Origin of the sequence: Edaphobacter modestus (assembly GCF_004217555.1) — a bacterium.
In the GTDB taxonomy this organism is placed as follows: Bacteria; Acidobacteriota; Terriglobia; order Terriglobales; family Acidobacteriaceae; genus Edaphobacter; species Edaphobacter modestus.
In genome coordinates, this window is the sequence record NZ_SHKW01000002.1 from 163,620 (window position 1) to 189,021 (window position 25,402).

Here is a 25,402-nt window from a genome sequence, read left to right on the forward strand (position 1 = left end):
ATGAACATGATTCTCCGAAATACGGCGCGGTGCTTGCGGGGAGCGAGTCGTATCTTGTTCTTTTGCATCATTCACGCGATATATGCCGCAGCAGCTCAACCCCACCCAGTTCAAAGCGACTCTGTCGTGGTAAGGGATCTCAGATTCACCCACCTCAATACGAACGATGGTCTCTCTCAAAGCTATGTCGTTGCCATTTTGCAAGATCGTCGGGGCTTCATGTGGTTTGCCACCAGGGACGGTCTTAATCGATACGACGGCAACTCCTTTGTCGTATACAAAAATAATCCCAACGACTTCGGCAGCTTGAGCTCCAATTTCTTGCAGGACCTGATGCAAGATGATCACGGCTATCTGTGGATTGCCACCAACACAGGGGTGAACAAATTCGATCCTGAAACCGAACGCTGTACCCGCTACCTCCACGATCCCGGCAATCCCAATAGTCTCGGTGGCGCCTCAGTCAAGAGCATCGCGCAGGACAGTCGCGGTTCTTTTTGGTTTGGCACCGAGGACAGCGGTCTCGACAAGCTCGATCCAAGGACCGGAAGATTTACGCATTATCGAAATGACGGCGATGGGCAGTTTGTTGGGAGGATTAGCCAGGTGATCGAGGATGCTCATCGTGACATCTGGTTTGTTGGCGAACGCGGTCTGTTTCACCTGAATCAACAGACGGGACAGATCACTCGCCCTTCTGCAGCCAGGAACGGCCTCAGCGCAGACAGTGTGTATGAAGACGAGATGGGCAGTTTTTGGATGCTGGTCGATTCCCCGGTCGTCGGGCTCGCGAAATACGATCCAAAGGCAGAGCGCCTCTCAACATTCCCGCTTGGCGCCCGTCACGTCGGTGTTATGGCGTCGACGAGCAGCGGGGGATCGCTGAATGGCACTCTTAGGGCCGACGGCCAAAATGGACTATGGGTGCCGTCCAGCCGAGGTCTTTACTATTTCGACCGGCCGACGGAACGTTTCACGTATCGGTTTCAGCACAACGAGAGCAACCCGGATAGCCTCGACAGCGACGCCGTTTTTTGTGCCTATCGGGATTGGGGCGGGGTGCTGTGGGTAGGAACTGAGAATGGCGGACTCAACATTCTCAATTTTCGGCAACAGCAATTCAACCTTTACAAGCACCGCTTCTCCGACTCCAATAGTCTCTCACCCGGCAGGGTCAAGGCGATTTATCAGAATCCCGATGGCATTGTGTGGGTAGGCTTGTTTCCGCGCGCCCTTGATCGATTGGACCGAAAGACGGGGAAGATCACCCACTATCTTCCCGCCCGGGGCGACGAGAAGGGGTTTGGCGAAGGCACGAACGTTAATTGCATTTACAAAGATACAGCGGGTTATCTATGGCTTGGTGGCGGAGGCTCTGGTCTTGTGCGATTCGATCAACGCACCGGGCGGTTCAAGCATTACCGCCACAACCCTGATGATCCCAACAGCTTGATTTCTGATAATGTCTACACCATCTTCGGAGACCGGAGCGGTCAAATGTGGGTGGGCCAGGAGGGAGGGTTCAGCCGCTTCGATTCAGCGAAGGACGGGTTTACCAATTACCGTCCTGTTCCAGACCATCCGGCTAGTCTCGAAAATACCGTCTGGGTCATCGATCAGGATCGTTCCGGCACCCTGTGGTTGGGGACATGGGGCGGCACACTGGTCCGTTTCGATGACAAGGCGAAGACCTTTATGAATTACACGCCCGGCCCGTATGACCCTCAAAAACTGAGCGGAGGCGGCGTCAACACCATCCACGAAGACCGGACTGGAACACTCTGGATAGGAGCGATGGACGGCCTATACCGGTACCAGCGGCAAAGTGGATTGTTCACCCGTTACACGGAAAGCCAGGGCCTTCCGAGCAGCACGACCCGGTGCATTCTGGAAGATGAAGCTGGCAGGCTTTGGCTCAGTACTCAGAAGGGCATATCTCGATTCGATCCTCAGAAGGAAACGTTTAGAAACTACGATGTGTCCGACGGCTTGCAGAGCAATGAGTTCAGTACGGGGTGTTATCACGGCCTGAATGGGGAGATGTTCTTTGGCGGAACCAATGGATTCAATGCATTTTTCCCTGAAAATACCCACGACAATCCCTACGTGCCGCCTGTAGTGATCACTAGCTTCAGAATCTTTAACAAACCTGCACCCATCGGCACTGAGTCCGTGCTGAAGAAAGCCATCCCATACGTCGATTCTCTAACTCTCCCCTACCGCGACAACGTTTTCTCCCTTGAATTCGCCGCGTTGAGTTATGCAAATTCGCAAAAGAACCATTATCGCTATATGCTCGAGAACTTTGAAAGTGTCTGGAACGACGTAGGTAGCAGGCAGCGAATGGCTACCTATACCAATCTCGATCCTGGGAAATATGTCTTTCGCGTGCAGGGATCGAACAGCGATGGTGTATGGAATGAAGAAGGGGCGTCGCTAACCATTGTGATCACGCCCCCCTGGTGGAATACACGGTGGTTCCGTGCGGTCTCAACTGCCGTCTTCTTAGGGTTACTGTGGGCGGCCTATCAGTTGCGCGTCCGGCAGTTGCATCATGAATTCGCCGTGACTCTGGAGGCCCGCGTAGCAGAACGGATGCGCATCGCCCGCGACCTGCACGACACCCTGCTACAGAGTTTTCAGGCACTCTTGCCACGGCTTCAGGCTGCGATTTATAAGCTGCCGGAGGGTGCTGCTGATGCCCGCAAGACACTGGAAGAAACTGTGGATCAGGCGTCAGAGGCGATCACGGAGGGCAGGGATGCTGTGCAAGGCCTCCGCATGTCCACGGTCGAAAAGAACGACCTTGCGCTAGCCATTCGGACCGTTGGCGAAGAACTCGCTTCTGTTGAAACCCAGTCCACCCCCAAGTTTGAAGTGATCGTGGAAGGAACATCCCGAAATTTGCATCCGATTGTCCGAGACGAAGTTTACCGGCTCGCGGTGGAGGCGTTACGCAATGCCTTCCGGCATGCGGAAGCGCAAACCCTAGAAGTTGAGATCCGCTACGACGAAAGGTACTTCCGGCTTCGCGTTCGGGACGATGGAAAAGGGATTGGCCCCGAGGTTCTTCGCGGAGACGGACGTGAGGGGCACTACGGCTTGCACGGTATGAAGGAACGAGCCAAGCTTGTGGGCGGTAAGCTAGCGACCTGGAGTGAAGTGAATAACGGTACGGAAATCGAGCTGATCATTCCAGCATCGAGAGCGTATGGGAAATCGACGCGGCGTTTCTCCGCGACGGATATCGATGTGAAAGGAAACGATCGAGCGTGAGTGTTGGGTCAGCTCAAATTCGAATTCTGGCGGTTGACGATCACGCCCTTATAAGGCAGGGCATAGCCGTACTCGTCGGCACCCAGCCGGATATGACTCTGGTCGCCGAAGCCTCGAACGGCCGGGAAGCGATCCAACAGTTCCGTACGAATCATCCAGACGTCACGCTAATGGATTTGCAAATGCCGGAGATGAACGGCTTCGATGCGATTGTCGCGATCCGGGGACAATTTCCTGATGCGAAAATCATTGTACTGACGACCTACAAAGGCGACATTCAGATTCTTCGCGCACTCAAGGCAGGAGCACAAGGGTACCTGCTAAAAAATACATTTCACAAGGAACTCGTGGAAACGATCCGAGCCGTTTACACCGGAAGAAAGGCGCTTTCTCTCGAAGCCTCGTACGAAATCGCTGAGCATGCGACCGATGACGCGCTGACGCCGGCAGAGATCAGCGTGCTGCGCTTGATCGCCACTGGGAATGCCAACAAGCAGATCGCGAATCAGCTCAAGATCACGGACGAAACCGTAAAGAGCCGAGTCAAGTGCATTCTTTCAAAATTGGGTGCCAATGATCGAACGCAAGCCGCAATGATTGGGTTGAAACGAGGAATCATCGACCTCTAAGAGCTTGTTGAAATAGGTTCTGGCTTCGTCTGATCTGGGTGTTGGTCCGTCTCTGTTGTATGCGTGGCGACGAGCGGGTTCAGGGTGAGATGTTCAGTTGTGTGACGTTGGAGCAGCGGGTTCCACAGGATCATCCTTTGCGCGAGATTCGCAAGTTGACGGATGCAGTTCTGGTGTCGCTGAACGAGGATTTCGATGCGCTATATTCGGCATCAGGCCGTCCTTCGATTGCGCCCGAGTATGTGCTGCGGGCGCTGTTGTTGCAGGCGTTTTATTCGGTGCGTTCGGAGCGCCAGTTAGTCGAGCAGCTGAACTACAACCTGCTGTTCCGCTGGTTCGTCGGCCTGGGCATGGACGACGCGGTGTGGAACCATGCCGTGTTTTCCAAGAACCGCGACCGGCTGCTGACGTCGGACGTGGCGCAGCGGTTCTTCGCCGAGGTGAACGTGCTGGCGAAGCGCTTCATGAGTGACGAGCACTTCACCGTGGACGGCACGCTGATCCAGGCCTGGGCATCGCAGAAGAGCTTCCGGCCGAAGGATGGCTCCGATGATGGCGACGGCACTAACTTCCGTGGGCAGAAGAGGTCGAACGAGACCCATCAATCGACTACCGATCCGGAGGCGCGGCTCTACAAGAAGAGCTATGGCAAGGAGTCGAAGCTCGCGTACCTGGGCCATGCGCTGGTGGAGAACCGCAACGGCCTGATCGCCGCCGCGATGGCGACCCAGGCCGACGGCCATGCCGAGCGCGACGCCGCCCTGCTGATGCTCGACGAGCGGCAGAAGAACAGCTCGCGGCGCATCACGGTTGGTGCCGACAAGGCCTACGACGCGAAGGACTTCATCGCCGGAGCCCGCGCCCTCAACGTCACCGCACATGTGCAGAAGAACGACAAGGGACGCCGCTCGAACCTCGATGGCAGGACCACCCGGCACGCCGGCTATGCGCTCAGCCTCAGCCGCCGCTGGCTCGTGGAGAAGACATTTGGCTGGTTGAAGCAGACCGGTCCGCTCGACCAGCTGAAGGTGCGAGGACTCGCCAAGGTCGACTGGATCTTCGTCTTCAGCTGCGCCGCACATAACCTGCTGCGTCTGCCAAGGCTCATCCAAAGCCATACTCAGCAGGACCCACAGCAGCAGTGCGCCTGAAGGCCGGTTGAGTCTTCAACCCGGCAAGAAAACATGCCGCAGAATCCGCCAGCCAGCCGTCATAAACAACCCAACTCCCCTGCATCAACCCAAAACCTCATCAGTAAAGGAGTCAGCTCTAGCTATTTCAACAAGCTCCTAAGTCTCCTTGGCTGATTTCTCGCCCCAAAAACAGAACTCTAAAGAGTGACCGATAACGACTCTCTCTTTAGGATTTCGTCCGTTTCTGCAAGGCAGGAAACTGGTGGAGTGTAGAAGGGTGGGTTTTTGCGACGTCTATATTCCACATTCGCTGCCGGTTGGCCTGGAATCGGTTTGCTTCTCATGCGTGTCGTTCTCGGCGCTTCACTGCTTCTGGGTGCGAACTCGGCGCTGTGGAGCAACCCTCATGTCAGTACAACGATAATTTCCGCATTTCTGACGGCATTCGGGCTCCTTCTCATTCCCGGCCTATGGACGCCCCTCGTGGGAGCCTTGGTTGCGTTGCTGGAAATCTTGCAGATCATGACGATAGGCGGAGATCGATGGGTCACGGTTTTGCTCGGAACCATTGGCTGCGCTCTCGCCATGTTGGGACCGGGTCTATGGTCAGTCGATGCTCGCCTGTTTGGGTGGAAGCGCGTGCAACCTCCACCGCGCAAAATCAGCGCCAACTCCTGAAGGACTCCTTCATCAATCACCGAAATTTCTGGCTTGACGGAGGCTATTAATTTCCCTCCCTAGAGTTTGCGATTTGCCCCGTCGTGGGGCTGTTTGCAAACGGGATTCGATAGACAATTCACACATCGGAACTAGGAGGACAAACACATGACACGCACTGACCTTGAAATCAATCAGGAAGGCATGTGGAGAACATTGGTCTTCGAACAGAAAACTACCCTCACGCTCGCGGTTGAGATGCTTTTGCGTTGCCATCTATCTCCCGAAGAGATCCTGACCAAGACAGCGATGGCATTGAAAGGCTCACACCACGATTCGTGAGGTTTGCGAGGGCATGAAACCTTGGTGGACGAAATTCGTTTTCAGCAAGGTTTATATGCGCAAGAAATCTTTACGCCCATCAAAGCACAAAAAGGAAATCAGCATGAAGCACAAACTTGCGAGTACAGCAATCGCTATCGGGTTGCTTGCAGCGTGTGTCTCTGCTCAGAGCCCTGAGCAGGCCACCGGCACTGTTGACGGGATCGTGTTCACGGTGGACGGAAGCGGTGGGCATGCTGTCATACCCACTGCAAGAATTTCGCTTGACGGTCCAACCCACATCGAGGCTGAGGGTGATGGCGCGGGCAAGTTCGCATTCAATGCAGTTCCTCCTGGGGCGTACACGATCCATGCACAAGCACCCGGCTTGGACGCAAATCGGACCATCGAGGTTACGGCGGGCTCTGCTTCAGAAATAGACTTGGAAATGAAAGTCCAAGCCGTTGTGGAGTCGACCACGGTCACGGCTAGTACAGATCAGGTCGACACCAAAGAGTCTTCTGGAACCAGCACGATCGGCGAGTCGGTTCTCAGGAACATGCCGAATATCGATGAGCGTTTCAGCAGCTTGTTGCCCTTGATTCCGGGCGTAGTTCGCGGTCCGAGTGGGCTGATCAACATGAAAGGCGCTCAGGCATCCCAGAACGGATCGCTTCTCAACAGCTCTGATGTGACTGATCCAGCTACGGGTACATCGGCGCTCAGTATTCCCATCGATATGGTTTCGTCGGTGCAGGTTCTTTCAACGCCCTACGCTCCCGAGTACGGGAAATTCATCGGCGCGGTCTCGAATGTGGAGACGCGGCCCGGAAGTTTCAACAAGTTTCGGATCTCCGCCCAGAACCTGCTCCCGCGAGTGCGGAGAGTCAATGGGTCAATCATGGGCATCGCCGCAGCGACTCCTCGAGTCACGGTCTCTGCTCCCATCGTGAAAGACCGCATTGCCTTTACGCAGTCGCTTGAATATCGCTATGAACGTAATCAAGTGACCAGCTTGCCGCCGCTCGAACAATGGACGCGTTCTGAAAACGTCAACTCGTATACGCAAATAGATGCCAACATTACGAATAAGCAAACCGCAACCGCATCGTTTGCGATCTTCCCGCAGAAGCTTGATTACTACGGCCTGAACACCTTTACACCGCAGGAGAGTACGCCCAACTTACATCAGCGCGGATATCAGGCATATCTGCAGCACCGATACGTTACCAATTCCGGCAATCTGCTGACTTCACAGATCAGCTTCAGAAAACTTGATGCCAATCTACTGCCTAACAGCGATGCCCCCTATCGACTTCTCGTTGAAACCACCAAGGGCGGTTTCTTTAACCGTCAGGACCGCAATACAACACGCACAGAATGGGCAGAAATCTTTCGCTCCCACCCGCGTCATTATTTCGGATCACACGAACTGAGTGCCGGCACAAACTTCGTGCATAGCTCCTACGATGGCCGCCAGGAATTTCACCCGGTACAGGTTATCGGGGTTGCCAACTATCCGTTAGAGCGAATCCAGTTCGGGCCAGCTTCGACCTTCTCCATTGATCAAAATGAGACGGCCTGGTTCATTGGCGACAAGTGGACTGTCTCTAATCGCCTTACATTTGATTTGGGCCTTCGCTTCGATCGCGACTCCATCACAAATTCGATTAATATGGCTCCTCGCGTTGGGTTCGTCCTTTCACTGACGGGTGACGGCAAAACGATGATCAAGGGCGGAGCAGGGTATTTCTATGACCGTGTGCCGCTCAACATTCCTGCATTTCGCTTTTTGCCGACTCGTACAGTGACTGGACTGAATCCAGCCGGTGAGGTCGTCAGTTCCACACAATATTCGAACATCATCCCGAACGGTCTGCAAAATCCGCGCAGTGAAGTCTGGAACATTGAACTGGACCGTCAGGTTACGAGTGATTTTTTGGTTCGCGTGGGATACCAGCAACGCAATACAGTCCACGGATACTTCGTCAATCCCATTGCATCGGGATCAACCGGCAGCCTTTCGTTATCGAACCGTGGGAGGGACATCTATAAGGAATTTCAGGTTACTGCCCTTTATCGAATTCACCGTAGCACGCTGAACGCTTCGTATGTCCATTCGCGAGCGTACGGCGACCTGAACGATTTCAACCAGTTTTTCGGTAACGACCCTCTGGCCGTAATTCAACCCAATCAGCGTGGTTGCCTGAACTTTGATTCGCCGAATCGAGTCCTGGTCTGGGGAGAAATTGCCGCACCGTGGAAATTGACCGTCGCCCCCGTGCTCGATATCCGCAGTGGTTTCCCGTACTCAACAGTCAACGAGTACCGCGAGTTCGTGGGGCCGAGAAATGAATTGCGATTCCCGCGTTTCGTTTCGACCGACATACAGGTCTGGCGCCAGGTTCGTCTCCCGATAAAGGAAAAGCATGCGCGGATCGGCTTTGGCGTCTACAACATCTTCAATCGCGACAACTACCGCGACGTTCAGAACAATCTCGGCAGCCCCCGCTTTGGCGAGTTCTTCAACGGACCCAGCCGCACCTTCCACGGCAAATTCAAACTGGAGTTTTAAACCCATGAAACTGACCATCAAGACCGCCCTTTCCACTCTGGCAATCGTGCTTTCCGCAGTGACGAGTGCTTCATCCCAGACCGGCGTTTCGCTTCCGTCTGCAGATGACGTGGTCACAAAGATGTTGCGGGCCGACATCGAGCGCAGATCTGAACTGGCGGGGTACACGGCCTTGCGTCGCTATGTCGCTGTCAACCAGGATCGCCGGGCGGAGATGATGGTGCGCGTCGACTGCTCTCCCGACGGCGCGAAGCAGTTCACGATTATTTCCGAAGCGGGATCGGGGTCGATTCGCAAGCACGCTTTTTCCAAAATGCTGAGCGAAGAGACTATGGCATCACATCGGGAGTCGCGCGACGGCAGCCGTATCACCCCGGCAAATTACACATTCAACATGCTTGGGCAAGACACGCTCGATACTGGTCCCGCATACGTACTGGAAATCCTTCCCAGAACGGCGAACAGATATCTGATCGAAGGAAGAATCTGGGTCAACGCGAAGGACTTCTCTATCATTCGCGTCGAAGGCAAGCCGGCACGAGATCCATCCTTCTGGGTGCATGACGTGCATTTTGTTCATACGTACCAGCGAGTTGGTCAGTTCTGGTTTGCCTCTTCGACTCAGAGTACAAGCGAGATCCGACTCTTTGGGCGTTCGGAGTTAACGATCGAAAACTCTGCCTACGAGCTGCACCCGCCGGCGACGCACATCGCGGAAGCAGATTCTACGGCGAGGCTTGTCCGATGAAAAGAATTCAGCTAATCATCGCGTTCGCAGCACTGGCGCTATTCGCCTGGGCGATCGCTCATCTTGGCCTTGCAACGATAGTGGCGCAATTGAAGGCGATGCGGGTTGCGCTACCAATCGTGATGGCTCTGAGCGCGCTCCGCCTCTTTCTGCAGAGCACCACATGGTCAGCATCACTGAAGGGCGGGAATGTTGCTGTCAATACAAGAACTTTGATCGGAGTGCGACTGGCTTCGCAGTCGATGGGATACCTCACAGTTCTCGGTCCCGTTATCTCCGAGCCGATGAAGATCAAGCTTCTTGGGACAGCCGGCGAACCAACGATTGCGGCTACTTTTCTGGATACCGGAGTGTACTGGTTCACCTCGGCTTTGGTTGTCATTTCAGGCGTTGTTTGTCTTCCTATAATCGCTGGCCGTGGCGCAGCCTACCATTGGGCTCCAGGTGTCCTTGCGCTTGCTTTTGCTGTCTTCGCGATTACACGGCGCAGTCCCATCCTTGCCGGCGTTGCACGCGCGCTTGGCAGCCGCGCTCCTTCCTGGCTCTCGAGGGCGGAACAATTTGAACGATCGATCCGAACCTATCGCCTGCAACAGCCTGCATTGGTTAGCCGGATGTTTTGGATCGGCGCGACATGCCAACTGCTGATCGCTTCCGAAGTCTTGGTTGTGTTATGGGCCCTGCATCTCCCCATTCATTTCTTCGCAGTTATGGCCATTGAAGGAGTGACACGCTCATTGAAACTGGCGAGCGGTTGGGTTCCAGCGAGAGTCGGATTTGACGAGGGCGGTGCGATTTCGGCGTTTGCAGTGGCCGGCCTCTCACCGATGAATGGCCTGGGTCTGGCTTTGACTCGACGCGTACGCGACCTCCTGTGGGCCTTGATGGGGATTATTTGGCTCGCCTGGAACACCCGCGGTCTACGCCCTCGCCATGCAATCACATTTGAACATTCCAGCAATTCTTTTGAACGAGGTATCTAGATGCAAGCAGTCATAGCTATTCCTACATTCGCCAGTGTGATCGACAGCCAGAAAGCAGCAGAACTACTCCTGCATCCACTCGCAGGAGTTCCTCTGCTAAAGAGAATCGCTCTGACCGCGATACGCGCAGGAGCAACTGACATCATTCTGATTTGCCCTGAGTCCGTGGATCACGCATTAACGCAGAGATTCTCGCAAGAGCTCTTCTCTTATGGAAGTCGAATCAGGGTCATTCAGTTTGACACATTTCATCCACGCCACTTCTCAAGTTGGGCGAAGCTAGAGGAACACCTGCACGACGAGTTCCTTTGGATGCCCTGGAACTGGATCACAACCAAGCAGTTCCTTACAAACCTGCCGCTCATGAGTATGTCCTCCGTCGACTGGGCGAGACCTGCTCACATCTCACTGCATGACATTGTCCGCGACCAATCCGTATCTACTCCGCCCTTTTCTCAGACGGACGGCGTCAAGGTCACTTCGCTAGAGAGGATCGAGAGCGCTGAGCGCTTTCTGGTCGCACACTCTGGCAAAGTTCTGGATGGCATTCATACATCTTTCAATCGGCGCCTTTGCCGACCATTTGTAAGACTGTTGTCTCATACCTCGGTGACCCCGAACGCAGTCACCTTCGGAGGTGTCATTGTCTCGGTTGTGTCGGCCATCGCCTTCGCACACGGCGGGTACCTATATTCAGTGTTGGGTGGTTTGCTGTTCTATATTGCCGGCCTATTCGACGAGATGGATGGAATGCTGGCTCGAATCAAGTTTGCGGAGTCGCCGCGCGGAACGTGGCTTGAGGGTTTTGCCGACGGACTTAGCTACCTTCTTCTATTTGGTGGAATCACAATCGGGCTAAGTCTCCGATACGGCAGGCCCGCTGTGCTGATGGGTATCTTGCTTCTCGTCGGGGCCATTCTTGCCTTAGTCACCACTTCACTCCAGCGCCGCCGAGCAACCGCAGCAGACCGGCCAAACGAATATCTGGGCCGCATGTACCAGTTACTCGATAAGGATTCAGGAAACTGGATCTCTCGTGTCGTACGCCAGCTTCAGGCTTTTGTGAGAAGAGGGATATTGGTCTACTACATTTTCATCTTCACACTCATTGGAGCGCTGCCGCTGATCTTTGTCCTCGCAACACTCGGCGCTCATCTCACGTGGATTCTGACTCTCTATTTCAATCGAAGATTCTTTGCTCAATCGTTCTCTACCCGAGCAACACCAACAGTAAACACAATCAAGGAGGCACTATGAAGGCGGTAATATTGGCTGCAGGTCAAGGTACCAGGATTCGCTCCGTACACGGGGAACACCCAAAATGCCTGATTGAAGTTGACGAAACGACGATCCTGGACCACCAACTCGACGCACTCTCAACGGCCGGAGTCAATGAAGTGGCTATTGTGGTCGGCTACGAGAAGGAACAGATTGTCTCGCACATCGGAAACAAACGGTTGGGTGATAACCAGAGGATTTATTTCATCGAAAATGGAGCGTTCGCAATCACTAATAATATCTATTCGCTTTGGACCGCAAGTGATTGGCTCCGCGGCGATAGTTTCATCGTCCTGAATGCGGATGTCATCTTCGATCCCGACATTCTTAACTCCGCGGTGCAGCCTTTTGCACCGATCTCGATGATCGTAGACCCATTGTGGCGGGATGAAACGATGAAGGTCATGATCGAAGACGACCGTGTAACTCGCATGAGCAAAAAGATTTCACAGGAGGAGTTCAGCGGAACGTATATAGGAATTACGGTTTTCTCGAAGTCGATACAGAACAGATTTTTCGACAAGCTAAGTACTGTCATCGCCGCTGGTCGCATCAATGACTTCTTTAATGTCGTCGTGCAGGAACTCGCAGACGAAGGCGTTCACGTCGGCTACACGAGCACAGACGGATTGGCCTGGGCCGAAATCGATGATCCCCTCGATCTGACCTTCGCACAGCAGAGTGTATTTCCCAACCTCTCAGCCGCAAGGAGCGTTTGATTGTGTCACCAAAAGAAATCATCGCCGAGAACTTCTCGCCTAGCCAGTGGCTCTCTTGGCCGCGCAGTTCCATACGAGTGATCGATTGGAACATTGACCGTGGCTTGCAGCTTCGGTCGATCATAGATTTCCTGGGGGATGCGAATGCCGATATTCTCATTCTTCAGGAAGTCGACATCAATGCTCGACGAACTAACCGTCTAAACATCGCTCAGGAGATCGCCCGAAAGTTGCGCCTGAACTATGTCTTCGGGCGCGAGTTTGTGGAGCTGACCCAGGGTTCGGACACCAGCCCTGCATGGCACGGACAAGCCACACTTTCCCGATGGAAACTTTCAAACCCGAGACTCATTCGTTTCCAACAGCAGTCCAACTTCTGGAGACCACGGTGGTATCTGCCAAAGACGGAACCTTTCCAGGAAAGACTCGGGGGAAGGCTTGCCCTGGTCTCCGAGATCAACATATCTGGCGTTTCAGTTGTTTCTTACAACCTGCATCTCGAGAGCCGTGGTAATGATGAATTACGGCTTGCCCAGTTAGACGAGGTGCTGAGAGATGCACGGTCGTACGAGCCTGCACGCCTGAAGGTCATCGCAGGCGACCTGAACCTAAATGCATCACAACCATCGCCTGCCAATGCAATAACCGGTAATGGCTTCATCAATGCCGTTCCAACTGGTCGCGTGGCAACTACTCCAGGACGTCATCTCCTCGAACCCGGTCGTCATATCGATTGGGCATTCGTACGCGGCTCTGTGCAGGTCAACAAGGGACGCGTCCACAACTCAATCAAGGCTTCGGATCACTATCCAATCTCATTCGAAATCGGGCTTTCCAGTGGACGCTGAAGGCAACTGCTTTCTTCGTGCAACCTAATGGCGGTCTCCTCCTGCTTTCGAGATCGATCGTATCGTAAATCAACTGGCATTCTCGACGAGCGCCAAATCGCCAATGCGCTTATGGAGAACTAGGACCTTCTCTCTAGACAGAGTTCGATGCTCTAAGCTCCGTTACGTGGCTCAGTTGCCTACAAAACTGGAATAAAGTTGATACTGACGTGTCAACTGATTCAGTGGCCAATGCAGATTGTGCGGAGCGGTTAAGCTTTGGGACACGACCAATACGCGACCATCGTACGGTCGAAACCATCCCGAATGGTCCTAAACCATCCTAAATCGAGGGATCACGAGTATGTCTTTAACCTATTTGTTTTAGACAGAGCTTATGAGGCGATTTAGAAGGACTCATAAACGGTCGTCTTTGACGTCCTAAGCTGAAGGCGATGAGGGCATCGGCGATTTATCACTAATCGAGGTTAGAAACGCCGACCGCGGACTAACGAAGATTGTCTCGTAGTTGCCGAAATGTATGGTCCGCCGTCTGACTGCAAGGGAAAAGTCTGGTGGATGAAGAAAGTCTGCGTCAATGTATCCGGCCTGTTTGTGGAGATGTCTCTCCTGGCCATGATGAGATACGCCGCGTACCTGTCCTTCGAAACTGGTCGTCGAACGGCTCACCTGCGCTCAACTTCACTTCCGTGCAAGCCTCACCCCGTCCGAGCCAAGGAGGTGCGGCGATGACAGCTCCTGAGCGCCTCAACACTCGCCAGTCCGCTATCCATCACCTCCCATCTCGTGCGCCAGAACGCAACGTCGAAGTGCGCTCGAACTGCGACAACGACTGTCACAACGCAGGTCCAGAAATGCAGAACAAGTCTGCATTTCGCCATATAACCGGAGTCCGTGCTTTCCTAACTGTCGCTCTCCGGCCTTGCAACAGCTCGCCGGCCATCTGCCACCCATTGAAATCCCATAGGTAGATCACCGCGTCCGTCGCAAACGCCAGCTTTCGCTGGCGAGACTCCGCCCATGGCAACAAGAAGCGCGTCATGAGCCTGCCGGTAGACGAGTTCCTACGCCGCTTCCTGCTGCACCTGCTCCCACGCGGCTTCGTCCGCATTCGCAACTTCGGATTCCTCGCCAACCGCCAACGAGCCACGCTGTTGCCGCTCTGCTTCAGCCTGCTTGGCAGTTCGGCCGATCGGACCAGAGCTGAACTAACGACTCACGACCCCAAGCGATCCCCGGCCCTTCCCAAGTGCCCGCTCTGCAGTGGAACCATGTACGTGGTTGAGCGGCTCTCCTCAGCTAAACTACTTCCTCGATCTCCACCGCAACAGGCCAGGTGCGCCGTATGACCCAGCAACGCCAGCCTCGAACCCAAGCCATGCAACAGCATGCCCGCCCGGTCTGCGCCCCGGGCGACTCCAACTCACTGCAGCTTCTCCAGCACGCTCGTCAAACACTCCGCTGGAGCTTAGCAGCCTCAGACTCACCCGACCCTCAGCCTACTCAACGACTCCGCAAACCCCTACGAACAGCCTGCCGGATCACCTAAAACCCATCCAACTCCCATAGAGCAGAGGCCCCAGAGAAAGCGGCTTCCTTCAAGTCGCTGTATCTGGACCGCCCCAGCGAAGCCGCGTCACCTCTTACGCTCACAAATGGGAGGTCCAGATACAGCACTAAGACTTCTCGGTACTAATCCTAGGACCAAGCGAAACGCTTCAGCGAGTCATTAGTCGTCGTCATCGTCGCCGCCATACTTCATGGCTGCTTTGACGAGTGGGCCGGGTGCCTGGACTTTGTCTTCGCCGGGGTAGGGGCGATTCCAGCCAGTGGTGACGTACCAGGTAACGTGGTTTAGGAAATTGGGATCGACTGCGTCGGCCTTGTCGTACTTGCCCTTCATGACTTTGGCTGTTGCCTTGAGCCATTCTTTTTCGGTGGGCGTGTAGGCGACGGGCTTGCCTGCTGGTAGATCTGGTCCCTGATCGAGCGCGATGGCGGCCGGTACGACATCGTAGGGCGTTAGGTCGGCATTGTCCTGAAAGGCATCGAACATGGGCGAGGCGACGAGGTCGAACTGCGTGAGGGGTTGAGCACCAAGGATGTTTTCGATGGTGCGGTTGATGTTCTCGGCAGTGTAGGTGGTGTGGATGACCTTGCCCTGGCCGGGCATCTGCGGAGCGACGGTATAGGGGCTGATGATGTAGACGGGCTGGCGGTGGCCGTCGACGTGGTCGGTGCCTGCCTGCGAATCATCCTCTTCGACGAAGATGGCGGACTTGTCCCAGACCTTGCTGTGGCTGATGGCTTCGATCATGCGGCCGAGTGCGAGGTCGTTGTCGGCCTGGTAGTTGAGGGGGTAGGGACGCCCCTTGGATGTACCTGCAGTGTGGTCGTCGGGCAGCCAGAGGATGGTGAGGTTGGGAACCTGGTTCGCGGCGTCCATACGTTTGAATTCTTTGATCCAGTAGTCGGCGCGGTATTGGTCAGGGATGTCGAGGTTGAATGGCGGAAAGTGCGGATCCATGATCTTTGCCGCGGATGGGATAACGGATGTGACGTGGATGGCATCGTCGGGGACGATGCAGTCGGTGATGGGAGCTTTACCCTCTTTGCAGAGCGAGGTCTTGTAGAAGTCTGTCCAGGTGTAAGCGGAGCCGTCCTGTTTGCGTGCAATGGTGGTGCCGCTGCTCCATTCGCCGTAAAGGCGTGCGGTCATGCCCATGGCTGCGACTTCGGTCCAGAGAAAGCCTTTGGGCGTGTTCGTGAGCGCATCTTCTGCCTGGCCGCCGGGGTACGAGCGGATCCAATCGGGCGAGAGGATGTCGTTCGAGTAGAATGAGCCGGACATGCCGATCCATGGGTGGCCATCGGCAGATTGGCGGCTTGGTGCATAGACATTGTCGAGCAGCGGGAAGCGCTTTACGAAGGCGTGTTGGTTGGGCACGGCGGAGGCGAAGACCGCTAGCTCCTTTGCGCCGTTGCCCCAGGCTACATCCCCAAGCATCTGATCGAAGGTGCGGTTCTCTTTGATGATGAGGAAAACGTGCTTGATGAGCGATGGCTCTCCGATGTGTTTCGGTATGGCGGTCGGTTTCGCGTGCGAATCAATGAACTGTTTGCCGACTTCGATGTTGGTGGTCAGATTCCAGTGATTGTTTTCGAACACCTGCTTACTGAAGGTGGCGAGGCTGGTTGCGTTGGGCTCGGCGAAGAGATTGACGATGCCCATGTCGGCGTGGGTGTTGTAGGCGATGACGCCGCTCTTGGTTGTAGTGGTTGTGCCGCGTGAGCCGAGGCCTTTGTCGTCGGCTATGACGAGCTGTTTGCGTGCCTTGTCGTAGGCGATGGAGGTTGGGAAGTAGCCTGTCGGGATGTAGCCGATGACGGGGTTCGCATCGCGGCCCTGGAGGTCGACGACGGCAACGGCGTTTGCCTGACCGAGTGTGACGTAGGCTGTGCCGCTCTCTGTAACGGCGACTCCGTTGGGGCCGGAGCCGAAGGTGCCACCCGCGATGGGAACGCTGAGATTGATGGTCCGGGTGACCTTGTTGGTGTCGAGATCGACGATGGAGAGGCTATCGCTGTAGGCGTTGGCAACGAAGAGACGCGAACCGACGATGGTCATGCCTGCGGGGTGGAGGCCGACATTGATTGTAGTCGCCAGTTTGCCCGTGTTGAGATCGACGACAGAGATGGTGCCGGTGAGGGTGTAGGCATCGGTGCGATCGACCACGATGGGCGTGCCGTCGGAGTCGTTCGTAAAGTCACCTGAGGTGGCGGGGCGGCCACCCTCGTTGCTGATGTAGGCGAAGTTGCCGTGGACGACGACGCTGTTGGGCACGTTGCCTACGGGAATTTGTGCGGCGAGTTTTGCGGGCGAGGCTGTGAGGTCGATGACACCGAGCGTGTTGGCTGCGTTGAGTGCGACGTAGGCTCGCTTGCCGTCAGATGAGAAGGCGATGCCGCCGGGGTTGATCGATTTTGCGTTGTGGTAGGTGCGTCCGTCTGAGGGAGGCGGTGGCAGAGTGACCCGCTGTTCGTGGCTGAGGAGACCGGAGTTCGGGTCGACGTTGGCAACGGAGACATAGTTGTTGTCCTGGCTAAAGAGCAGCCTGGAGCCGTCAGGCGAGTAGGCGATGCCGGCGAAGGAGCCGGTGCTGCGGTCCTTCGCTGAGGCGTTTGGCGCACCTTCGGGAAGATAGCGCTGCAGGACCTGACCGTTCTGCGTGTCGAAGACGACGATGGGCTGCGGCGATCCCATCAGGAGGACCGCGGCGGTGTGCGCAGTCTTGCCAGGATTGAGCGCGATGGCCTTGGCACGGATCGGGGCACCGAGTTCGACGAGGCGACCGGCTGGCGTCAGCACTTGATTGTCGGAGACGACGATGGAGCCGTCGCGCTGCGGGCCCACGGTGCGATTAGGGCTATCGACTTGCGACTGAATGCCGGACGCGGTGGCGCTGCTTCTGGTTTTGTCAAGGATGTCGTCTTTTGGGGCCGCAACATTGAAATCGGAGGTGGGGCCGGATTGCGGGTTCGGAGTCTGCGCGGAGATCGACAGAGAGTAGACAAAAAAGGAGAGCACGGCTTTTTTTGCGGCTCGGCTGGAGAGCGTGGCGATTCTCATAATGTCCTCTGGAACTATAGATATACATCAAGTTTAAGAAAGGATGATGACCTCGCAGCATCGCCCCTCGAAGTCGGTACGCGATCCCATTTCCGCTTACAGAGCTAGCCCGCCGACATGCAGCTATCCGATCGCGGAGAGAACGGAGCGCGATTCGAGCAGACCGTCGTCCGATGATGTTAGTATTGAGAAACGCGCTTCTCGTCAGTTACCCATCTGAATTGATGCCAAATCGCCAATGCGCTCATCGAGCGTCGATGGTTCTAATTAATCATTTAGACCGCGAGAGCGACCCACCTGTCTCGCATCAGCGCATCCTTCTCCATAAAACTCTCAACGACCTCTTCATGCGCTTCGCGCGAAGCCACGAAACCAGGCCTTCCTAATAGGCTCAGCCTCGCGCGCGCGCGCAAGGGCTGGTAGCGGCCTCCGTGCAGCTCTAGTCCTCCCGCTTCGCGCTTCGGGCGAAGCCAGCTTCCGATAGAACCCTTCGGCTTCTCCGCTCGTGTGCATCAGTTTGTGTTCCTCGGTTGCCCCAGTCTCGGTGTCGAGCATGGCGACTTGTTGAAAGCTAGGGTGAAAATCACAACCTGCGATGATCCTTCGGACTCCTTCCTCCCGCTGACTCTGGTCTCTAAACCAACCACAGTCTACCGGGATGCGCTGGAGCCTTCGCTCTTATCTAATCAGCCTTTGTGTGGAGAGCAGAGCCTCCTGGCCATGATGAGTTGCGCTGCGTGCTCTTCCTGATAAACGGGACGGTCATGGAAGACCATTTTCGGGAGCAGGTTGCGAGCACGCGTTGGGAACTGTTCGTTCGTCTTAGCTATCCAGTGCAGACCTTGGTGAGAGCGCTAAATCGTGATCGTGGTGCGGTAAATTTAGGCAGCCAACTGCACCGACTCTTAACTCTTATATGAAATTTGAAAACTCAACACGCCATTTCATAGAAGGCTGTAGCTATGTGGTGTAAGGCTCCATTAAAAGGTAGTGGCCCTACGGCGCGGAGTATTTTCATATTCAGTTACTTAGCCAGAAATCCGTATCGCTATACCACATTGGCATTAGAAATGCAATGATGAATTGCAGTCAAGTAGTTCGCGGGCTCAGTTGTCCTCATTGATGACAGTGCGGTCAAGCTGGCTTATGGGGGCGCTCTCTGAGCGCGACGCAGTTTGTCGGGCCACCAGCATTCAGACCCCGCGCTCCGTATGAAACGCTTCGCCGCAAAGCGTTGAGGAGCTTCCATGAAACATCTAGGCAACTTGTTCAGCAATCTCACTATCCTGGTCGGTGCAGTAATAATTTTTGCTGTATCCGTTGCAAATCAATGCGCCTTTGCGCAGGAGGCCGGTCAGATCTCAGGAACGGTCACAGATCCCCACGATGCGGTCGTTCCCAATGCCACGATCACCGTCAGGAACGTGGGAACAAATGCAGTTCGCACCACAACGACCGGAAGTACCGGCACGTTTGTGGTGACGGGCCTGCAGCCTGCTACCTATGAAGTCGTCATGAAGAGTGCCGGTTTTCAGTCTTACACGCAGCGCGTCCAAGTCACGGTTGCTTCCAAGGTGACGGTGGAGGGCAAATTGTCGGTCATCGGAGAGATCGCCACCGTCGAGGTGACGGCCGAGGGCGGCGCGCAGGTCAATACGCAGACTCAGGAGCTGTCGCAGATCGTCAACCAAACCCAGGTCTCTCAGATGCCGAGTCTTACACGCAATGCCTATGACTTCGTTGCCCTCGCAGGCAATGTGTCGGCGGGCGACAGCACCAACAGCGGCGATTCCAGAGGCGTCTCCGGTGGTTCGAGCGGAAACTCGCAGAATGCAACCACCCGTGGCGTGGGATTCAACATCAACGGTCAGCGTTCAGCCGGCACTGAGATCCTTCTGGACGGTGTCGAGAACATCAGCGTCTTCACCCAAGGCATCGGAGTCTATATACCGATCGATGCAACGCAGGAGTTCCGCGTCCAGACCAGCAACTACGAGCCCCAGTACGGCCGAGCCTCTGGCGGCATCGTCAACGTAACCACCAGGAGCGGAACCAACGCCTTCCACGGCCGTGTGTGGGAGTTCAACCGTCTCTCCGCCTACACCGCGAATACGGTCTTGAACGCGCAAACGGGCCAGCCCAAGGGAAAGTACACCCGCAACCAATTCGGCTTCGCAGTTGGCGGGCCCATTCTCAAGGACAAGCTCTTCTTCTTCGGCAGCACGGAGTGGACGCGCGTCCGCAGCTCTGCGGTAACTCTCGCAGCCGTTCCCACGCCACAGTTCCTAGCCCTCTCCGCACCGAACACGCGGGACTTCTTCACCAACTATGCCGGGGGGAGGAACTTCGACTTCACCAGAACCTATACCGCCGGACAGCTTGGAATCAGCGGAATTCCTGCCGAAACCCCGGCCTTCGGCATCGTGGCGTACAACGCTCCTGTCAACACGGGGGGCAGTGTGCCGCAAAACACCTATAACATCGTCGGCCGGGTGGACTATACCCTGAGCGACCGCACCTCGATGTTCTTCCGATACGCCGACTATCAGGAGAAGGATTTCCTTGGCGCATCATTCGCGTCGCCCTACTCCCAATACAACGTCGGCGCAGCCGTCAACTCACGGGCCTATCTCCTCAGCGCATCGCACGTCTTCAACACCCGTGTGGCCTCCAGCACGAAACTGAGCTTCAGCAGATTCAATGCTCCATTAACCTACGACACGTCGCTGCAGAACACCCCGACGCTATTCGTCTCGACGAATGCACAGCTGCCGACAACCAGCATCTTCATACAACTGCCTGGCTTCTACGACTTCAACCCCGCCAACGGCGGTCTCCCCTTCGGCGGGCCGCAGAACACCGTTCAGATCAATCAGGATTTCAACATCCAGAAGGGCCGCCACTCCATGCAGTTCGGAGCGCAGCTCCTCTACATTCAGGCCAACAACTCCTATGGAGCGTACGCCCAGGCCGCCGAGCAGGCCGGGGTCGGTCGAACCCAGGGACTGGATAATCTGGTCACTGGCGACCTGTTCCAGTTCTCGGCCGCTGTCGACCCCCAAGGAGCACTGCCCTGCGTAATCAACCCCTACACAGGCGAGCTGCCCACGCCCCCGCCCGCTAGCTGCTCCATCAACCTGCCCACCGTGCCACCCGCCTTTGCCCGCAGCAACCGCTTCAAAGACTGGGCCGTATACGCCCAAGACTCCTTCAGGGTGACTCCGAGGTTTACCGCCAACTATGGCGTGCGTTATGAGTACTATGGCGTGCAGCACAACAATAACCAGAACCTCGATTCCAACTTCTACTACGGCGCCGGCACCAATCCCTTCCAGAACATTCGCAACGGCCAGGTCTATACCAGTCCAACGAGCCCCATCGGGACGCTGTGGAATCCGCAACGCGGCACAGTTTCACCCCGGATCGGCTTCGCGCTGGACATCTTCGGAACGGGCAAGACTGCGATCCGCGGAGGTTTCGGCATCAGCTATGAGCGGAACTTCGGCAACGTCACGTTCAACGTAATTCAGAATCCTCCGAACTACGCTGTCGTCGTCGTCAACAATACGCAGATCACCTCCTCGAACTCCGGTCCGTTGGCTGGAACTTCGGGCAATGTCCCGTTGCCTCCAACCAGCCTGCGGCATGTGGATCAAAACATCCGCACCTCGCAGACGCAGTTCTGGGATGCGGCACTGGAGCAACAGCTCGCACGCAACACGGTCGTGTCGCTGCAGTACGCCGGCGCCCGTGGACTGCATCTGTATGACATCAAGAACATAAATACCCAAGGCGGGGGCAATGTGCTCCTTGGCGACCCATTAACAGATGGCAGTGGAAACACCGGGCTCACCAGACTGACGAACCAATACTCCAACATCAATACCCGGGGCTCCGCTGGCGACTCGTACTACCAGGCCATGAACATCCAGTTCCAGAGCACAAATTACCGCAGCTCCGGCCTGAGCCTCGTAGCGAACTACACCTATGCGCATCAGATCGACAACCTGAGCACAACCTTCTCCGAGACCAATAACGCCTTCGGCCTCGGGTACACCCAGCCATTCAATCCCGGCTTCGACCGCGGCAATGGAGACCTCGACATCCGTCATCGTTTCGTCGTCGCGCCCATCTACCGCCCACCCTTCTTTGCCAACAGTCATGACTGGAAGGAAAAAATGTTTGGAGGATGGCAGGTTACGGGCATCTATACCGTCCGCACCGGAACCCCCTTCTCCTACTTCGACAGCACCAACAACAACAGTGGCTATCAGGTCGCACGTTATACGCCAGCAGCCGGCGTCGTCCCAAATCGCACATTCAAATCGATTCCGGCCGGCATGACGAGCGACTCCAATAGCTACGTCATCGGGAACCTTCCCCCAGCCGTCTCGTGGGCCAATCCTGCTCTACCGTCGGCGAGTCTTCCCGATGGCATCTCCGACTGGGGTCCGTTCCCCTCGACCATGGTCGCTCGTAACAGCTTCCGTGGGCCCGGCGCATGGACCTTTGACGCAGCCATCACCAAGACCTTCCCCATTCGCGAACAGATGAATTTGGAGTTCCGCGCGGAAGGCTTCAATATCCTCAACCATCACAATCTCTTTATCCAGCAGGGCCTGAACGACGTTTTCAACGTTGGCGCTGGTGTGCCTGTACCCATCACGGCCTCCAAGGGCGGCATCGGCAACAACAATGGCGCAAACGACGAACGGCGCTTCGGCCAGTTCGCCCTGAAGTTCAACTTCTGACCGGCTCGATATTCATCGACCATCAGATCCTTGAGCAAACCTCGATGGCCCTCGCAAGAGGCATCGAGGTTTGCCCCAATAGCACAAGAAAGCCCTGCAGCGCGTCATTGATCTCGCTCCGAAGAATGAAACGAGAGACCTCCAGGAGCCAAACGAATTGGCTGTTTCGTGTGAGTGGTCGGCAACCCCTCCGTTACGCGCCCGAACGGCCAACAACCGTTCACAAGGGGACGATCAGCTATTTGCGTGAAGGACTCTCGAGGAGCATCTTCGTCTCCGTCGCCTGCTTCCGCAGCCCTTCCACAATGTGCGCCGGAGCCTTCGCATTAAAAGCCTCATTGCCAAGCTGCTTCTCGGCCTCTAGCGCGAAATACGCTTGTTGCGCCTATCGAGCCATCAGAACGGTTTGGGCAAGGTGGAGTCTATTCCTCTCAACTCGGTCGTACTGCTGTTGGGCGCGGCTAATAAGCGTATCAAAATCGAATCCATGCAGACGAGAGTCCGCCCTCGAAGCCACTTGAAGTGCTTTCCATAGGCACAGTTTGCCGTGAATGCCGATTGCCAGAAGTTCGAGCGATTCGAACATCGCGAAGTCGGTTGAACCGGTATGACCGAGTTTTAGACGTGCTGCTTTTTCCACGATCCAGCCACCGACTTCTTTGATTGCGCTTGGCCCCGTGCCAATCTTCTCTGCGATAGCGCGAAGGGTGTGATCGTCGGCTTGAATCGCCAGCAACAGCACTGTGGCAAGATCTCGACAATTTTTATCATCATGTTGATCCTGCATGGCTTCAAGGAGCTCAACGGCTATACGGGCACCACCGAGATGGTCGTTTACGTAAGTGACAAGGGGGTCGGACATGTGAGTACCTTTCAACCCGGTAGACGAATGCGCCGGGAATGCTACAGTTCACTTATTGAGATGTCATCACCGCCCTCTACGCCGATGTTTGGGCAAGAGACGGTGGGTCACAAAGTTCATAAAGAAGGCGTCCTATTTGTAGGAGGTTGTCTAGACTAGGACCCCCTAGAGCGCTTAGCTCAAGACTTTGCGCTCCGTTTCACGGCCCCCGCTTCACGGTCTGGAGGAGCCTGAGAGATTTCCCCGAGCCCCATCACTTGACCCACGGTCTACCAAACTTGTAATTCGGGCATCACAGATCGCAACAGGGGTTCCTCACCCCTCTTGAGCGCTAAAACACACTCGCGTTTGCGCTCCGCCAAGTCACTTTGGCGCGCTCACAGCCTCGGAGAAGACCACCCTATTCTTCTCCGAGGCTCACTGTCGAAAAAATCAGAGACTTGCCCGATGTTCATCGAACCGATGCGCGTCGCGGGCCTACCAAGATTGCAATTTATGCGCATCCTAGAGCGCAAAAGAGGGTATCGCTATTTTTCGGTGTAGGTCACGCGCCAGACGCTGCGAGACCCGTCATCTGTAACGTAGAGAGCGCCATCGTGACCTACGGTTACTCCTACCGGTCGGCCCCAGACCTGTCCATCCGCGGTAACAAACCCGGTAAGAAAATCCTCGTACTCGCCGGTGGCTTTGCCGTTCTTCATGGGAATCCGGATAACCTCGTAGCCTCCGCGATTCGCACGGTTCCAGGACCCGTGTTCTGCGGCGAATCCATCGCCGGCGTATTGAGCTGGAAAGCTAGATTTACTGGTGGGATAAAAGGTCATTCCGAGCGAGGCCATATGGGGTTGAACCAGGACATCGGGCGTAATGACCTTGGACCTGAGTTCAGGATGGGTGCCCATAAGTCGCGGATCCTGATGACCCCCATATAGAACCAGGGCCAACCATAGAAGCCGTCTTCTTTAACTGAAGTCACATAATCTGGAACGAGATTGTTTCCCAAGCCGTCACGCTCATTCGTTGAGCACCACAGTTGACCAGTAACGGCGTTGATAGCCTCGCCGACGCAGTTACGGATACCATATGCGTAAACCTTGACGAACTTGCCCTCAGGCGTGTACTCGAGCACACCCGCCCGATGAAATTCTCTGGGATGAGTGTCAGGATCGTCGGCATTCGATCCACTTCCAACTGACACGAGCATATGCTTGTCGTCGGAAGAGAAGACGACATCCCGCGTCCAGTGGCCACCGCCACGGAGTTGGGCATAGCCGGGGAGATCGGGAACGATTGTCTCAGGAGCACGGGTAGCCTTTAAATCCCCAGACTTGTAGGCGAATCGAACGACAGTCGTGGCGTTTCCGACGTAGATCCATTGAGGATTCGCGCCAGCGGGATAAAACGCAATGCCAAAGGGATGATCGAGGCCGGCGGCGTAGATGCTGATGGTAGCTGCCTTACCCGCATCCGTAACGCCGCGCAGCACCAGTAGGGAGCCAGCCTGCGAGTCCGCTACGAAGAGATCGCCATTCGGTGCAGCATGGATGATGCGGGGCATCACGAAGGTTCCAGAGGTAGGCGGGTGTGTTTCTTTTTATTTTCGGAGCGCTGCAAAGGAGTGGCTGCATCACCCCCCGCATAGAGCTGGACCGTAAAGCCGGCTGGGGCAATGGGCCACGCGCCGTTAGGCCTTTGGACAAGAGTGGGACCGTTGTCCACAGACTCAGACGGCTTCGGCTCTGGCAGGTCTGCCACCGTGATCTTTCGCCGGATGCCCGGCTCCTGCTGCGTGTAGTCGGCGAAGGCGGCCTGACCGGTGATCGTCTGCTGAGCATGGAGCGCAGAAGGAAGAAACCCGGTAAAAGCGAGAGAGGCTAATGCGTAGAACTTTGCGAAGCGTGAACGTCTCATACTTGTCATCTCCAGATCCGTATTTCGGCGATAGCCGATCGTGAAGTGGCTTAGCAAGGAGCGACCCAAAGCTTTGACAGC

The 25,402-nt window shown here is 55.7% G+C and carries 17 protein-coding genes and 2 pseudogenes; 14 read left to right on the plus strand and 5 right to left on the minus strand.

Annotation, left to right across the window (positions count from 1 at the left end):
* Positions 1–6: 6 nt before the first annotated feature.
* From BDD14_RS34785 to BDD14_RS26630, 13 genes and pseudogenes are all read left to right on the plus strand, one after another.
* A pseudogene (locus BDD14_RS34785) lies at positions 7–207 on the plus strand (hypothetical protein); the annotation flags it as partial.
* A gap of 126 nt (positions 208–333) precedes the next feature.
* Positions 334–3,276, plus strand: coding sequence for a sensor histidine kinase (locus BDD14_RS26580; RefSeq protein ID WP_242618307.1), 2,943 nt, complete (start codon positions 334–336; stop codon positions 3,274–3,276).
* Positions 3,273–3,905, plus strand: coding sequence for a response regulator (locus BDD14_RS26585; RefSeq protein ID WP_130423861.1), 633 nt, complete (start codon positions 3,273–3,275; stop codon positions 3,903–3,905). Before BDD14_RS26580 ends, BDD14_RS26585 begins: the two co-directional genes overlap by 4 nt.
* Before the next feature lie 59 nt (positions 3,906–3,964).
* The gene (locus BDD14_RS26590; RefSeq protein ID WP_130417184.1) at positions 3,965–5,056 is read left to right on the plus strand and encodes an IS5 family transposase; all 1,092 of its coding nucleotides are present in this window, start codon (positions 3,965–3,967) and stop codon (positions 5,054–5,056) included.
* A gap of 267 nt (positions 5,057–5,323) precedes the next feature.
* Entirely contained in the window at positions 5,324–5,716 is a 393-nt protein-coding gene (locus BDD14_RS26595; RefSeq protein WP_165420315.1) for a hypothetical protein, read from the plus strand.
* A gap of 147 nt (positions 5,717–5,863) precedes the next feature.
* On the plus strand, positions 5,864–6,037 hold the full coding sequence (locus tag BDD14_RS32085; protein WP_165420312.1) for a hypothetical protein: 174 nt from the start codon (positions 5,864–5,866) through the stop codon (positions 6,035–6,037).
* 103 nt (positions 6,038–6,140) lie between these two features.
* Positions 6,141–8,591, plus strand: coding sequence for an outer membrane beta-barrel protein (locus BDD14_RS26600; protein WP_165420316.1), 2,451 nt, complete (start codon positions 6,141–6,143; stop codon positions 8,589–8,591).
* 4 nt (positions 8,592–8,595) lie between these two features.
* Positions 8,596–9,339, plus strand: coding sequence for a hypothetical protein (locus BDD14_RS26605; protein ID WP_130423867.1), 744 nt, complete (start codon positions 8,596–8,598; stop codon positions 9,337–9,339).
* A complete protein-coding gene (locus BDD14_RS26610) occupies positions 9,336–10,322 on the plus strand; it encodes a lysylphosphatidylglycerol synthase domain-containing protein (protein ID WP_130423869.1) in 987 nt (328 codons plus the stop codon). The genes BDD14_RS26605 and BDD14_RS26610 overlap by 4 nt, the downstream gene beginning before the upstream one ends.
* Positions 10,323–11,579: a CDP-alcohol phosphatidyltransferase family protein gene (locus BDD14_RS26615; protein ID WP_130423871.1), complete on the plus strand. Its 1,257-nt coding sequence runs from the start codon at positions 10,323–10,325 to the stop codon at positions 11,577–11,579.
* Positions 11,576–12,319 carry a phosphocholine cytidylyltransferase family protein gene (locus tag BDD14_RS26620; RefSeq protein ID WP_130423873.1) on the plus strand — a complete coding sequence of 248 codons (744 nt, stop codon included), beginning with the start codon at positions 11,576–11,578 and terminating at the stop codon, positions 12,317–12,319. The genes BDD14_RS26615 and BDD14_RS26620 overlap by 4 nt, the downstream gene beginning before the upstream one ends.
* A gap of 2 nt (positions 12,320–12,321) precedes the next feature.
* Positions 12,322–13,167, plus strand: a complete 846-nt coding sequence (locus BDD14_RS26625) for an endonuclease/exonuclease/phosphatase family protein (protein ID WP_165420317.1) — start codon at positions 12,322–12,324, stop codon at positions 13,165–13,167.
* A 989-nt stretch (positions 13,168–14,156) separates the two neighbouring features.
* A pseudogene (locus BDD14_RS26630) lies at positions 14,157–14,516 on the plus strand (transposase); the annotation flags it as partial.
* A 380-nt stretch (positions 14,517–14,896) separates the two neighbouring features.
* Here BDD14_RS26630 and BDD14_RS26635 read toward each other — a convergent pair.
* Positions 14,897–17,797 (minus strand): bifunctional YncE family protein/alkaline phosphatase family protein, encoded by a 2,901-nt coding sequence (locus tag BDD14_RS26635; RefSeq protein WP_130423879.1) that lies wholly within the window; start codon positions 17,795–17,797, stop codon positions 14,897–14,899.
* Positions 17,798–19,044: 1,247 nt separating this feature from the next.
* Between BDD14_RS26635 and BDD14_RS26640 the strand changes: the two genes are divergently transcribed.
* On the plus strand, positions 19,045–22,548 hold the full coding sequence (locus tag BDD14_RS26640; protein ID WP_130423881.1) for a TonB-dependent receptor: 3,504 nt from the start codon (positions 19,045–19,047) through the stop codon (positions 22,546–22,548).
* Between the two features lie 385 nt (positions 22,549–22,933).
* Here BDD14_RS26640 and BDD14_RS26645 read toward each other — a convergent pair whose 3' ends face one another.
* The 4 genes from BDD14_RS26645 to BDD14_RS33380 form a co-directional block, all read right to left on the minus strand.
* Complete coding sequence (locus BDD14_RS26645; RefSeq protein ID WP_130423883.1) at positions 22,934–23,410, minus strand: hypothetical protein; 477 nt, start codon at positions 23,408–23,410, stop codon at positions 22,934–22,936.
* 527 nt (positions 23,411–23,937) lie between these two features.
* Positions 23,938–24,249: a PQQ-dependent sugar dehydrogenase gene (locus BDD14_RS33370; RefSeq protein ID WP_242618309.1), complete on the minus strand. Its 312-nt coding sequence runs from the start codon at positions 24,247–24,249 to the stop codon at positions 23,938–23,940.
* Positions 24,231–24,968 (minus strand): PQQ-dependent sugar dehydrogenase, encoded by a 738-nt coding sequence (locus BDD14_RS33375; RefSeq protein ID WP_242618310.1) that lies wholly within the window; start codon positions 24,966–24,968, stop codon positions 24,231–24,233. The genes BDD14_RS33370 and BDD14_RS33375 overlap by 19 nt, the downstream gene beginning before the upstream one ends.
* Entirely contained in the window at positions 24,968–25,321 is a 354-nt protein-coding gene (locus BDD14_RS33380) for a hypothetical protein (protein ID WP_242618311.1), read from the minus strand. Before BDD14_RS33380 ends, BDD14_RS33375 begins: the two co-directional genes overlap by 1 nt.
* Positions 25,322–25,402 lie beyond the last annotated feature (81 nt).